This is a genomic window from Vicinamibacteria bacterium (genome assembly GCA_035620555.1).
Lineage (GTDB): Bacteria > Acidobacteriota > Vicinamibacteria > Marinacidobacterales > SMYC01 > DASPGQ01.
Genome location: DASPGQ010000586.1, coordinates 1 through 13,946 on the forward strand (window position 1 = coordinate 1; position 13,946 = coordinate 13,946).

Genomic DNA, 13,946 nt, shown 5'->3' on the forward strand with positions numbered 1-13,946 from the left:
GGGGTGGAGCCGACACCCCAGAGCTCGGCGGTAAGAAACACGTCGGGGGGAACGAAGCGCACTTCGCCGTCGATCTCGAGCGGCGCGAGGGTCGAGTCGAAGACGACCTGGGGACCCGCGGGATCGGCGAGCTGGCGGCCCATCCGGTGTCGCTTGAGGTCGCCGTAGAGCCGGACGACCGCGCCGCCCTCGGGGTGCGCCTCGACGCGCGGCGGCTGGGCGTCGGTCATCATGTCGAATCGCACCGGCCGCTCGGGATCATAGTCCGTGTCCTTCGAAGCGAGGAAGCCATCGAGGTAGTGGCCGTTGCCTCGATTCGTCGGCTCCTCGAAGACGGTGTTCATGAGCCGCATCTCGGGCCGGTGACAGCTCGCGCAGCCGATGCTCTCGAACAGCCCGCTGCCCTGCTCGACCCGGGCGAGGGCCGAGGGGTCGGGACGTGCCACCATGCCGAGCTCGGCGAGGTGCGCGACCCCGTGCGGCGTCTCCTGGCTCGCGTTGTAGATCGTCATCGCGGTGACGTCTCCCACCGTGAGCTCGCGCTCGACCCCGTCTTCGTCCGCATCGGGCTGGCGCTCGGGGGGCAAACGCCAGGCGAACTCCTCACCCTGCATTCCCATTCCGAAGTTGGCTGCGGCCAGGACGAAGCTTCGCAGGACGGGAACGAAACCCTTCCAGCCGAACGGGCGAACCACCAGATCGGGATCGACGCCGACGACGCCCGAATAGTCGTAAGTGACGCCGCCGTTGGCGTCGGCGGTGGCGACGAGCTGGCCGAACTCCACCCCCTTGGCGACGAGGGCGCTTTGTACCGGCGTTCCCGAGCTCGCGCGCGCGTCATCGGCCGCTTTGTCGCGCGCCGCCTGGAGCTCTTCGGTCATCTCCTGAGCCAGGAGCTGGAGCAGACCATTTCCGTGGAGGGACGTGGTCGCCCGAGCATTGAACGGCGACGAGCCGTCCGCGTCGGGATCCGGCAGGACGCGAGTGTGCGCGTGCCCGGCGCCGGCCTCGAAGGGCTTCGCGTGACAGTCCCCGCAGGCCTGGGCACTGACGGCGATGGGCTGCCCGCCGCCCACCGGGCCGTTCGAGAAGCGCGAAAGCGGTGCGCCGCCTGCCGTGCGCATGGCGCCGACCCCGTCGAGCCCGTTATAGACGGCGTGGAAGAGATCGTCGCCCGCGGTAAAAAGCTGCTGGAAGGACATGGCGCCCCCGACGACGTCACGCTGCTCGAGGTGGTTTTCGATCGCGGGGTGCTCCTCGAGCTCGATTACCGGCAGCTCGACGGGGAGCTCAGCGGGTGGCTCCGGAGCCGTGCAAGCGGCGGCAGCCACCAGCGCCACCATCGTCGCGACCTGAAGCTTCGAGTCGCAGAGACGTTTGATCGAGCTCCAGCCTGTTCCTTTCATGCGTTCCTCACTTTCCGCCGTTCTCAGGGCGGCGAAGGAGGGACTATATGAACCCATCCCGGCGTCGTCAAGACCGTGAATCCAAGTCCCCAACATCGGCTTGGCTAACGGGCTTCCAACCTTTGATTTGCTTCGCTGCATTAGAGTGCCTAGTATTCTTCCTACCGAACATCTTCGGTCGCTGCGGACTTTCTGCGAGCACGAAGGAAGCGATGGATTTCTCTTGGCGCATTCCCTCATAACACATTGAGCCACTTTCCCTCGATCGCGGCTTCCGCTGACTCCAACACGCGTTGGCAAGAGTGGACGCGTTTCGTGCTCGTGTTGGGGTATGTCGGGCTCGTCGTCGCCGGGTTTCTCTATGACTGGCAACCGCGGCTCTTCTGGACGATGCTCTTGCCGTTGTTGCCGATGTCCATCGTGTTGATGGGATTCTCCAACTGGCGACGGCTTTGCCCGCTTGCCTACTTCGGCGAGATCGGAAGGCGGCTCAATCGCCGCAGCCAGCGTCGGGTTCCCGCCTGGCTCGAACGCTGGTTTTTCGTCGTGACTTTCGGCGTGCTCCTGGCGATGCTGGTTATGCGACTGGTGGCGACGAACGGCGACGGGCGTTTGCTCGGCGGGCTCCTGATCGCCCTCGCCCTGGCCGCAGCACTCACCAATACCGTTTTCACCGGCAAGACCTGGTGCAATTTCGTTTGTCCGGTGGGTCTGATCGAGCGGGTTTACACCGAGCCCGGCTCGCTGATTCGGAGCCCTTCGAACTCTCAGTGCGAACGTTGCACCGCCTGCAAGAAACACTGCCCTGACATCGACCAGGAGAACGGGTACTGGCAAGATTTGATGACCGAAGGCCGGCGGCTGGCCACCTTCGCGTTTCCCGGTTTGGTACTCGCTTTCTACACCTATTACTGGCTACGGCACGGTAGCTGGGAAGCCTATTTCGACGGCCGGTGGACTCGAACACCCTTCGATTCGAGCCTGCTCCTGGGGCCGGGGTTCTTCTTTATTGAAGGTATCCCGGCACTCGCCGCCGCGAGCTTGACGCTTCTCGCGTTCTCGGCCCTCTCCTATGGAGTCTTCCGGCTCGTCGAGTCGGCGCTCGGAAGGCTCGCGTCGGACGCCGAACGCCGGCGTCATCTCGCTCTGGCGTTGGCGGCATTTACCGCGTTCGTCACGTTCTTTTTCTTCGCTGGCGCTCCCACGCTGCGGAAGTTGCCCGGCGGTACACGGGCGGTCGCTTTCATTACCCCGGCCGTGGCGACTCTCTTTCTCACCAAGCGCTGGCGGCGTCGGCGAGAGCACTACATTCGCGAGAGGGGAGCCACGAAGCTCCTCCGCAATTGGCCATTCGACAATCCGCCACCCCAGGAGCCCGATGAGGTCTACGCCTGGATCAAGGCCGACGAGCATGCCCGCGAGAAACACTTGGCGGCCTACGCGAGCACCGTTCAGGAAATCATCGCCGACGGTCTCGTCCGGGGCGGAGAGCTTCGGTTTCTCGAGGAGGTTCGCAAGCAGTTCGGGATCTCGACCCGCGAGCACGAGACGGTCGTCGCCCGCTTGTCTGCAGAGGAGCGGGAGCTCTTCGCTCGGGCGGACACCACCAGCCTCGAACAGCGAGTCCAGTTGGCCGGCTACCAGACGGCGCTCTCCGAGGCACTGCTTCGCCGCGCTCCCGACCGCGAGATCGAGGAGCTTCGTCAGGCTTTCGGCGTCAGCCGGGAGGACCACGATTCGACATTGGAAAAGATCCGGGGCGAGGCCGGGCCTCTTCGCCGAAGGGCCGCCAGTCAGGTGGAATTAGCCGTGGCCATGCATCGGGATTTGGCCACTCTCGGCCGCGACGGGTCCGTCTCCAGGAGGTTTCTCGCCGGACTCCTGCTGCAAGCCCAGGATGCAGCGGTGCGCCGTGCCATGGAGTTCCTCGCGCTCATGGGCAACAAAGCGCGGGTCGAAGCGCTTCGTCTCCGTATCGCCAGCGACGACCGGGAGACGCGCCAGTCGGCGGTCGAATCGCTCGCCCGCGAGCGCGCCGAGTACGAAGATCTCGTCAGAGCTCTCGAAGCCGCGATCGTCGAGCGCATTCCGGAATCCGTCCCGGATCCCGTTGCCCTCACGGAGCTCCTCGAGCGTCATGCATCGTCCACGGATCCTTACGTCCGAGCGGCTGCGATATGGACCGCCACTAAGGAGCTCGGAATCGCTGCCGGTCCCATCCTTGCGCGAGCCATCGAGGATCCGAACGAGCTCGTCAATGAGACGGCGGTAGCGGGAGCGCGTCACATCCTCGAGATTGCCGAGACCGAAGCGGGGGCCAGCGGTGGAGAACCATCTCAAGCTCGTCTCCAGACCTCCGGGTCTCAAACGGTGAAGGGCGAGACGAGCGTCGCGCTCGCACAGCTGTGGAGAACGATCGGATCCGTGTCCGAGTCGAGCTTTTCGAAGCTTCCCACGATCGAGAGGATGCAGTTCCTGCGGCTGGTTCCTCTTTTCTCCGGGCTGGATCCCGAGGACTTGTACGACCTGTCGCTTGTTGCCCAACAGGAGACGTGCGTGGCTCCTCAGGTGCTCTGCAAGGAGGGCGACCCCGAAGCCGACGACTTGTTCATCGTCGTTGGAGGTCGCGCCAGCGTCGTTGTGGCTAGCAAAGACGATTCCAGCGAAGACGAGCACGAGGTAGAAGTTCTGGATTGTGGTGCCGTAGTAGGAGAGCTCTCGCTTCTCGATGGTGGTCCGCGGAGCGCAACCGTACGCCCAAAGGATGGGCCGCTTCAGGTTCTGCGCATTCCCGGCTCCTATTTTCGCGCCCGCTTGCTGCTGCGGCAGCGCGTCACGAATCCTCTGCTGGCGAACCTGACGCGCATCATTCGCCGAATGTTGTTCCGAGCTGCGGGAGAACGGCGCTCCGAAGGCTAGCTCCGACAGTAGTCATCATTACTTACGTTGACATCTAGTCAGGCTGATGAAAACTACGGCGGCCGGGCGATCGCAGGTCCCGCCACGGCATTGAGCACTCTAGAAGTCCGCGATGGCGGACGACGAGTCTGTCGAACAAATTGTCGCCGAATGTAACCTTCTCGAATGAACCGCTCGAACGCTCGGGCCAACGTCATTAGAATGGTTGCCCAGAGATGAAGCCCGACGCGCAGACGCTCGCGTGCGATCGTCGCGAAGCCGTGATCTGTGTCGGGGGAGGATAACGATGATACGGAGACTCTTGTTGGCATTGAGCGCCGCGACCATCCTGACGGTGACGGTGGCGCTGCCGGTCGAATCAGCGGTAGAGCCGGTCGAGAAGTTCAAATTCGGCACGATCGAGCTCGACGGCGCACCCACCCTGGCGCTGGTGCTTCGCGATCGATTCGTCGTGGAGCTGAACAAAGCGAATCGGGCTCTCGAGCGCCGTCCGTTTTACGCCAAGATCACCATGCCCGAAAACATGAAGGAGCTCGCGGGCCGCTACCATCTGGAGCTCCAGCCCCGCGTCTACCAGATCGTGAACCACCTGGTCGAGACCGATCAGCTGGATTCGGTCGATCGCCCGGCCTACGTTCACGATGTGAAGAACGTGCGCATTCTTGCTCCCATCCTGCGTCCCTCCAAGGTTCTCAACGCCGCCGGTAACTATTACGGCCATGTATCCGAGGGAGCTCAGCCCGAGGAATACCAGCGGGTCATCGCCCAAATTCGCCAGGATCGTGGAATGCCGTATCTGTTCCACAAGCTCCCCTCGGCGATCATCGGCGACGGCGATCCCATCTGGGCGCCCAAAGGCCGACCCGACGTCGACTGGGAGTGCGAGATCGGCGTCGTGATCGGACGACCGGCGAGGTACGTGACGAAGGACGAAGCCAAGAACCACATTTTCGGTTATACGATCGAGATCGACGTCTCGGACCGCGGAGGTCGTGGCGACGAGCGCTTCGGCGGCTCGGATTGGTTGATCGGCAAGAGCCATGACACCTTCGCCCCGATGGGACCCTTTGTCACTCCCGCAGAGTTCATCGAGAATCCCATGGACATCTGGCAGAAGCTCACCGTCAACGGCGTTCTCATGCAGGACGCGCGTAGCTCGGACATGATCTTCAACATCTACGAGCTCATCGAGTACGGTTCCGCCATCACGACGCTCGAGAGTGGGGACGTCGTGGCGGCGGGGAGCACCGCGGGTACCGCGCGTTCACTCACCGTACGCGATGCCCCCGTCCCCTTCCTGAAGCCGGGTGACGTCGTGGTTGCCTCCATCGAGGGGATCGGAAGCCTGCATCACGAGGTCATTCCCGAGCCCGATCCGCCTCCGCCGCTCTACACCGGGCAACCGTCGTCGGTCACGGTGTCCGAGCCGTTCAAGCTCGGCACGTTCGCGATCCAGGGAACGCCGACGCTCGGCCTCGTTCTCCGCGATCGCTACGTTGTCGAGCTGGACGCGGCGAACCGGGACTACGAGTTGAATCCGATGCATTCCCCTATCTCGATGGCCAAGGATATGAGGGAGCTCGCCGGCCGTTACCATCTCGGGCTGCGCGATCGGCTCTATCAAATCGTGAACCATGTGACGAAGCCGAACATGATCGATGGCCAGTCCCGTCCCTCCTATGTCCATGACGTCGCCCGCGTTCGTACTCTCGCACCGATCCTTTACCCGGGGAAGATCCTGAACGCCGCCGCCAACTACTATGGACACGTTGGGGAGACCGGAACTCCGGAGGAACAGGCTCGCGAGGCCGAGGCGCGCCGGAGGGAGCGAGGCATCCCTTACCTCTTCATCAAGACGACCTCCGCCGGAGTCTCGCATCCCGGCGACGACATCGTCATGCCCCGCGGGCGTCCGAGCATGGACTGGGAATGCGAGATCGGTGTCGTCATCGGACAGCCAGCCAAACGCGTCTCCGCCGCGGATGCGAAGAACTACATCTTCGGCTACACCATCGAGCTCGACATGTCCTCGCGCGACGGTCGTCGTCCCGGCGAGAATCGCTCGGATTGGTTCATCGGCAAAGGGCACGACGGGCACGCTCCGCTGGGTCCTTACATCGTTCCCGCCGAGTTCATCGAGGACCCGATGAGTTTCACTCAGAAGCTCACCGTCAACGGAAAGCTGATGCAGGATGGCAGCGCGAAAGACATGATCCATGACATCTACGAGCTCATCGAGTGGGGCTCGGCGATCGTGACGCTCGAGCCCGGCGACGTCATTGGGGCAGGGAGCCCTGCGGGAACGGGTATGTCACGAAGCGTGAGGCCGGAGCAAATCTTCCTGAAGCCCGGCGACGTCATCGTTGCCACGATCGACGGGATCGGCCAGCTCACCCACAAGATCAAGGCGCACGAGGAGGCGTTCCCGCGTCGAGCTACCACGGACTCGCAACCGTAACAGGGTGATGGAAACCGTTGTGCCCCGGTGTTGCGGGGCACAACGCTTGCGCACCGGAGGCGAGAATGACAACGGAGAGAACCGAATCCCGCCGCGGCTGGCCGACCGTCGCCTCGTGCTTTCTCGCGCTGACGCTTGCGCCGTTAGCGGCATCGACTGCTCAGGAGCCGGAAGCCGAGTCGTTTGTCCGAGTCCCGAAGAGCGCGAACGTGCACACGGGCCCCACGACGGCCCGTCCCGTGCTCGTCGTCGTCGCGAAGGACACCGTCCTGCAAGTGATCGGGCGCAGGGGTGAGTGGCTCGAAGTCGAGCTGGTTCCGGAGCTCAAGGAGACGGGGATCGTGATGCGCTGGTACGAGAACGAAGATCGCGGCTTTGTTCACGAATCCACCGTCGAGGTCGTCGATGAGAAACCGGAGCCTTAGCGTTCGGTGTCGCCAAACCTTGCTTCATTCTTAAGGCGACCAGCCTCCCACCGGCGGGCCTAAGAGCTTGGCGGGGTCCGCGTCCGGTTTCGGGCGAAATTTCTGCGAGCGGTCGTTGGCCACTTCGGTTACGTAGAGATTTCCATCCTGGTCGACGTGGATCTGATGGACCCCGTCGAACTGTCCGGGGAGCGGACCGTGCCCCCCGATATCGAGAATGTACCTTCCGTCGAGGTCGTACTTGATGAGCCGGTCGGTCGTCCAGTCGGCGACCCAGATGTAGTCGTCGGCCGTCATATAGTGAGTGAGCACCGCCGAGTCGTGTCCGGTGGGCCACATTTCGAGGAAGTTGCCGTTCTCGTCGAAGACCTGCATGCGATGATGCTCCCGGTCGGCGACGAAAATTCGACGGTCGTTGCTGATGCCGATGCTGTGGACCGACCAGAACTCGCCGGGTCCGGGGTTGTCGGGATCCTTGGGCGGCTGCCCCCAGTCGAGCAGGAACTCACCGCCGGGGTCGAACTTCGCGACGCGGGTGCCGGCATAACCGTCGGCGATGAAGAAAGTGCCGTCGGGCAGCCAGTCGATATCCGTGGGGCGATTGAAATGGTTCGGCCCGCGTCCGGGCGCCCCACGCTCGCCCAGGGTCATGACCAGCTGGCCGTCGTTGGTGAACTTGTGGATCTCGTGCAGGTCGTCGTCGATGATCCAGACGTGCTTCTCGGGATCGTATGGACTGATCTTGATCTTGTGGGGTCCGCGGGCGAGGCTTCCCGGAGGGAAGAAGAAATCGTCGAGGTGAAGCCACTCTTCGATCGCTGAGCCGTCCCGGTCGACGGCCCAGACGATGTGGTGCCGCCGCATCGCATAGTCGCGCTCCTCACCGGAGTAGGCACGCCTGCCGGTGTTCGTCCTGCGCGGCTCGAGCAAGCAGCCACAGGTCCACGGCGCGGCTCCGGGCGGAAGCTCGATTTCGGAGCGCTGAGAGACCCAGACCTTGTCCGGGGTCTCGACCCACACCCCGGCGCCCGACCCCCAGGTCCATCCTTCGTGGGAGAGATCGTCATCGGGCAAGGGCCTGGGCCAGTCCTCGACGACCTCGTAGTCACCGAGGTCCACCTTTGCGATCGTCGGTTGGACCGGTTCGTTATCCGGTGGAGACCCGGCGCAGCCAACGATGACGAATGCGATCAGCCCGATCGCAGCCCGTAAAGATGTGACCCTATCGAGCTCGTGCATCGACCTTCAAAAAGAGTCGCAGTGAGAGCGACGTCAGTTGGAGCTCGGCGGGTAGCGTACCTCTTGTCCCACCGCTTTCGCGGGATCGGCTCCGGCTTTGAGCCGGAACTTCTGTACGCGGCCGTTGAAGACTTCGGCGGTATAGAGGTTTCCGTCCTGGTCCACCGTCAAGGCGTGGGGACCGCCGAACTGACCGGGGTAGGGACCACCCCCGCCCCAGCCGTACTGGTAGTGACCCTTCAGATCGTATTTGAGGATGCGGTTGGTGCCGCCGTCCGACACCCAGAGCGCCTGATCTGCCGTGATCAGGTGGGAGTAAGGCCGGGACACCACGGCCCCGAGCGGGTAATCGACCGACGGTCCTTGCGGTCCGGTAGGGAACAGATCGAGGAACTTGCCGTCCTCGTCGAAAATCTGGATGCGCCCATGCCCCCGATCCACGACCACGACACGACGGTCGGCGGTCACGGCGATGCTATGCACGGTGTTGAACTCGTTCGGGCCCGGGTTCTTGGGGTCGGCGGGAGCTTTGCCCCAGTCCTTGATGAACTTGCCGTCCTTGTCAAACTTCGCAACCCGCGTCCCGCCGTAACCGTCGCTGATGAAGAACGTGCCATCGGGAAGCCAGGCAACGTCGGTGGGCCGGTCGAAGAGCTTTCCGGCATCACGACCTCTCTTGCCCGTGGTGCCCAGGGTCATGACGAGCTTTCCGTCGTAGGTGAACTTGTGGATCACGTGAAGCTGGTCGTCGATGATCCACACGTGTTTGTCGGGGTCGTAGGGGCTCATCTTGATCTTGTGCGGGCCGCGGCCGCAAGGCACGTCGAACAGCTTGTCGTGCTCTTTCCAGTCCTGGACGAGATTACCTTCGCGGTCCACCACGAAAATCACGTGGTGGTACCGCCGTTCCCATCCGCGGGTCTCGGTCGGCTCGCACCGGGCGTTGCGACCGTCGTCGTTGCCGGTGGCACGTCGTGGCGGATCCAGTAGCCCGTAGGGCGTCCACGGCGCTGCGCCCGCAGGCAGAGGCAGCTCTCCCCGCATCGCGATCCAGACGCGGTCCGGGCTCTCGGCGTAGATGCTTCCCATCGATCCCCAGGTCCATCCCTCGTGCTTGACCCCGTCAGGGCCATCGGGGAGGGGCTTTGGCCAATCCACGACGGGCTCGTAGGGACCGAACAGTTCTTGTCCCCCCCGTTGCTGGGCGAATGTTCCCGACGCGAAGGAAATTGCCGAACAGAGCAGCGTCAAAAAAACGAATCGTGTCCTCATCCTGCCCTCCTTGGTTCGCAAACGTCGCCTTCCGTTGCCAGGACTCCGTACGCGGGTAATCAATTTATCAGCCGCGGATAGAGAAACGCAGAAAGAGAGTGTGGCAGATTGTCTCCGATTGTGGCGACGCGGCGCTCCCGAGCGCCGCCGGCTCGCGTCGTCCGGCCGCCTTTGACCGCTCGCTACGGGATGATTGGCGTCGTTGCCGGAGCCATCCCTCGGTAGCGAAACTTCTGAACGCGTTTCCCCTCGTAGGTTTCGGTGATGTAGAGGTTACCTTTCGAGTCACTGTCGATGTTGTGCGCGCCGTAGAACTGCCCCGCCCAGCGGCCCGCGTGTCCGAATGAGCTCACCACCTCGAGGGTCTCTCGCACCAGAATCCAGATCTGCTGGTTGGTTCCATCGGGAACGATGAGGAACGTTTGCGCGGGGTCGGAGGAGAAAGCAATGTCCCATACCGAGCCGCTCCCGAGCGTCTTCTTCGCCACGAAGGCTTCCTTGACGAACGTGCCATCCTTTTGAAAGACCTGAATCCGGTCGTTGGTACGGTCACACACGTAAACGAGATCGTCGTTCGAGATGCGCACGGCGTGCACGATGCGGAACTGGGGCGCGGGCGGCCCGTCGGGATCGTATTGGCTGGGGGCGTTCTCGTGCTGCACGGCGCCGCTGAACGGGCTCGGGAGGTGCTCGCCCGCTTTCTCGAAGTAGCTGTCGTCCGGCCGTTTTCCATAGGCACCCCAGTGACGTTTGTACGCCCCGGATTCGCCGTCGAAAACGATGACGCGGTGGTTCACGTAGCCGTCGGCAACATAGAGCTCGTTCGCCGTTCGGTCCAGGTGCATGTGGGCGGCACCGCCGAGGTTGTCGATGTCGTTGCTCCCACCGCTCTGCCCCTTGCGACCGATCTGCATCAAGAACTTGCCCTCGCGGGTGAATTTGAGAATCTGCGCGTCCTCCGGTCCTCCTCCGCCCAGCCACACGTGGCCGTCGTCGTCGACGTGGATGCCGTGCTCCAGATCGGGCCAATCGAATCCCTGGCCCGGACCACCCCAGGACGAGACGAGGTTGCCCTCGGAATCGAGCTCGAGCACTGGCGGCGCCGCGCGCCAGATCGAACGCGTCTCGTTGGGCTGCAGGGTCTGCGGCCGATGCACGATCCACACGTGGTCACTGGAATCGACGGCAACGCCAACCACCGCCCCGACGAGCCATCGGTTGGGAAGCGGTTTCGGCCAGGCGGGATCGACTTCGAAGGACGGAACCTCGGTCTCGGCCCGACCGCGCCCCGTCGTGCCGATGGACAATCCCACCGCCATCGCCAACGACATGGCCCCCGCGCTCTGCGTCCGCTGCAAAGGTGTGCTCCTTCGTCTCATCGAAGCCTCATGGTTGGCTTTGTTTCTCGATCTCTTCGAGAAACGCCCTGGCCTCCTCTGCTTGAGGAGAGCTGGGCGCGGTATCGATCGTCCGCTGGAAATATTGCCGAGCCTTGTCCATATCCCTGAGGTTGAACTGGCACTTCCCGAGCGCTACCAGGGCCTCGGCCGAGCTCGAATCGATGCTGAGAGCTTTCTCGTACGCGGCCACCGCATCCCCGACGCGGTTGTCGGCGAAATAGAGAGAGCCCAATGCCATCCAGCACTCGTAGGCGACGGGGTCCTGAGGGTCGTGCTCCTTTTCGAGGGCGGTCTCGAAACTTCGAGCCGCCGCCTGCAGCCTATCGACCCGAACGTAGGCCATCGCGAGCTGTGCCCAGGTGCGGAAGTCGGCCGCGAGCTCCGCCGCTTTTTCGAGCTCCTGAATCGCCTCGGGCATCTTTTCGACTTGAATGTAGGCGAGGGCGAGATTGGTATGGCCTTCGGGGGTCTCGGGCGACAACCGGGTGACTTCCTCGAATGCCTCGATCGCGGCTTCGAACTGGCCCGCGTTGAACGCCTCGATGCCTTTCTGGAAGGCGGCCTCGGCGCCCGACATAGCGGCCACCATTTGGAACTCTTCACGTTTTTCCTCACCCGCCCGAAACTGCAGCGGCACCTCGAGGTCCATGTAGCCTTCCTTGGTGATGGTCAGCTTGTACTCCGAGGGTCGTAGTCCTCGGCGGTAGAAGCTGCCCTTGTCGTTCGTGTCGACGGTGATGGTACCGCCCATGGTCTGGTCTTCGAGCATGATGGTGGCATCGGCGATCGGATTCCCCTCGACATCGACGACCTTGCCACGGAACGTCGCGAGCTCCGCCTGGCCCATCGCGAGCGCGGGCAGGAAAAACAGAGATATCGAGAACGAGAATAGACAAAGGACACGTTTGTCGGTCCGGATCTCGCCATGGATCATGGTCCACCTCCAGATGAGTCGCCCGTTACCGAACGGGAGACGGTCGCGAATGCGGCTTCCTGCACGATGGTGTGATACCGGTCGGCCGCGAGTGGCTCGAGGCGCTGCTCGCTGCCGTCAGGCCATTTCACCCTTGCAGATTCCACCAGGTCGTGATTTCCGATTCCGAAATGAACTCGTAGATCGCTCGATGAAAGGTACCCGGAAGCATGTACCTCTCTCACGAGCACGAAATCGCCGAGCGCGAGCGTCACCCTGGCGCCATAGCCATCGCGGTTCACGCTTCGACCGATCAGGCGGAAGCCAATCCAGTGCCGATTGCCCCGGAGGCTTCCGGTGTTCTTCAAAAGGCTGGCCGACGAGTCGATATTGACCACCACGGCGTCGACCATTCCGTCGTCATCGAGATCTCCGAAGGCGACGCCGCGGGAGGACTCGAGCTCCCGGCTCGCGTCGTTTCCCGGAAGCGCCAGCTCGGAAAAACGCCCTCGGTCGTTCTCGAATATCTGGTTCGGCTGGCGGTAGCTCGTTCCCACCTCGCGGCCCTCGATCTGGGGAAAGACGTGCCCGTTGGAAACGAACAGATCCTCGTCCCCGTCCAGGTCGAAGTCGAGGAAACGGACGGCCCAACCCAGGTAGGAAAAGCTGGGGCGGCCGGGGAAGAGCTCCTCGGTGCGGTCGATGAAAACACCGCCCCCTTGATTGACGTAGAGCGTGTTCGTCTCGTGCGAGAAGTTCGTGACGAATAGATCGAGAAGACCGTCCCGGTTCACATCGGCGGCGTCCACGCCCATGCCAGCCTCGGCTCGTCCGCTGGCGTTGTAGGCGACGCCCGCCGTCAAGCCCACCTCTTCGAAGCCCTGGCCATTCCGGTTTCGGTAGAGCTGGTTGGGCATGGCGTCGTTGACCACATACACATCGATCGACCCGTCTCCGTCATAGTCGAGCGTGACCACGCCCAGACCGTAAGCACCGGCGGAGTCATCGATTCCAAAAGCGTGGGTTGCCAGGGAGAAGCGTCCGTCGCCTTCGTTGCGATAGAAGACATCTGCCGCGCCCACGAGACCCGCGGGGCCGCAAAAAACCGGCACGTCCTGAAAACGACAATAGATGTCTCCGAGCACACCCGGGGCGTGCACCATCGAGCTGGAGCGAGAGGGGACTTTGCGGATCGAAGGATCCAGATAGTTGACCACGAAGAGATCGAGGTCAGAGTCCCTGTCGGCATCGATCCAGGCCGCGCTCGTGCCCCAGCTCGGGTCACCGACGCCGGCAGAGTCGGTGACGTCTCGAAACGTCCCGTCTCCGAGGTTGCGATAAAGGGCGTTGGCCCCGAGATTGGTCAGGTAGAGATCGGGAAGCCCGTCGTTGTCGTAATCCCCGACGGCGCAGCCCATGCCCCATCCGAGATCGCCGACACCCGCTTCGGCGGTAACGTCGAGAAACCTCCACCCTCCCATATTGCGGAAGAGGCGATTCGGGAGCCGCTCTCGTACTTCCACTCCGGCCGTCCGTGCGCCGTTGACGAGAAAGGCGTCGAGGTCCCCGTCCTGATCGTAGTCGAAGAGCGCAGCGCCCGAGCCCAGTGAGCCGGTGATGTTGGGCTTGTCGATCTCGCCGCTGACGTTCACGAAGTCCATTCCCGACTCTCTCGCGACGTTCTCGAACAGTGGCGGCATCTTTCCGCGTGCGAGTCCCGAAAACGGCCAGACGTACACAGAAAATGCCATCCCGACGATCATCCCGATGCCACGCACCGAGCCGATCCTCGTCAAGAGAGCGCCTCACCGCACGGTGAAGGAAACATCCTTCGTGATGGCTTCGCCCGTGACCTCATCGGTGACCTTCACGGCCACGCTGTAGCTCGCAGGGGTGAAGTCTTTCAATGGAATC

9 protein-coding genes are annotated in these 13,946 nt (G+C 63.1%); 3 read left to right on the plus strand and 6 right to left on the minus strand.

The window, feature by feature from the left end; genetic code table 11:
* The coding region (locus VEK15_23840; protein HXV63753.1) for a hypothetical protein at nt 1–1,406 on the minus strand (1,406 nt) is incomplete at its 3' end.
* 315 nt (nt 1,407–1,721) lie between these two features.
* Between VEK15_23840 and VEK15_23845 the strand changes: the two genes are divergently transcribed.
* The 3 genes from VEK15_23845 to VEK15_23855 all read left to right on the plus strand — a co-directional run bounded on the left by VEK15_23845 (nt 1,722) and on the right by VEK15_23855 (nt 7,208).
* Nucleotides 1,722–4,325, plus strand: coding sequence for a cyclic nucleotide-binding domain-containing protein (locus VEK15_23845; GenBank protein HXV63754.1), 2,604 nt, complete (start codon nt 1,722–1,724; stop codon nt 4,323–4,325).
* 286 nt (nt 4,326–4,611) lie between these two features.
* Complete coding sequence (locus VEK15_23850) at nt 4,612–6,783, plus strand: fumarylacetoacetate hydrolase family protein (protein HXV63755.1); 2,172 nt, start codon at nt 4,612–4,614, stop codon at nt 6,781–6,783.
* Between the two features lie 65 nt (nt 6,784–6,848).
* On the plus strand, nt 6,849–7,208 hold the full coding sequence (locus VEK15_23855) for an SH3 domain-containing protein (protein HXV63756.1): 360 nt from the start codon (nt 6,849–6,851) through the stop codon (nt 7,206–7,208).
* 30 nt (nt 7,209–7,238) lie between these two features.
* On the opposite strand, the gene VEK15_23860 is transcribed toward VEK15_23855, so the two are convergent.
* The 5 genes from VEK15_23860 to VEK15_23880 form a co-directional block, all read right to left on the minus strand.
* Complete coding sequence (locus VEK15_23860; GenBank protein HXV63757.1) at nt 7,239–8,447, minus strand: hypothetical protein; 1,209 nt, start codon at nt 8,445–8,447, stop codon at nt 7,239–7,241.
* A 33-nt stretch (nt 8,448–8,480) separates the two neighbouring features.
* Entirely contained in the window at nt 8,481–9,719 is a 1,239-nt protein-coding gene (locus tag VEK15_23865) for a hypothetical protein (GenBank protein HXV63758.1), read from the minus strand.
* Between the two features lie 182 nt (nt 9,720–9,901).
* A complete protein-coding gene (locus VEK15_23870) occupies nt 9,902–11,098 on the minus strand; it encodes a hypothetical protein (protein ID HXV63759.1) in 1,197 nt (398 codons plus the stop codon).
* A gap of 7 nt (nt 11,099–11,105) precedes the next feature.
* Entirely contained in the window at nt 11,106–12,053 is a 948-nt protein-coding gene (locus tag VEK15_23875; protein ID HXV63760.1) for a tetratricopeptide repeat protein, read from the minus strand.
* Nucleotides 12,050–13,810, minus strand: a complete 1,761-nt coding sequence (locus VEK15_23880; protein ID HXV63761.1) for a CRTAC1 family protein — start codon at nt 13,808–13,810, stop codon at nt 12,050–12,052. Before VEK15_23880 ends, VEK15_23875 begins: the two co-directional genes overlap by 4 nt.
* Nucleotides 13,811–13,946: the final 136 nt, after the last annotated feature.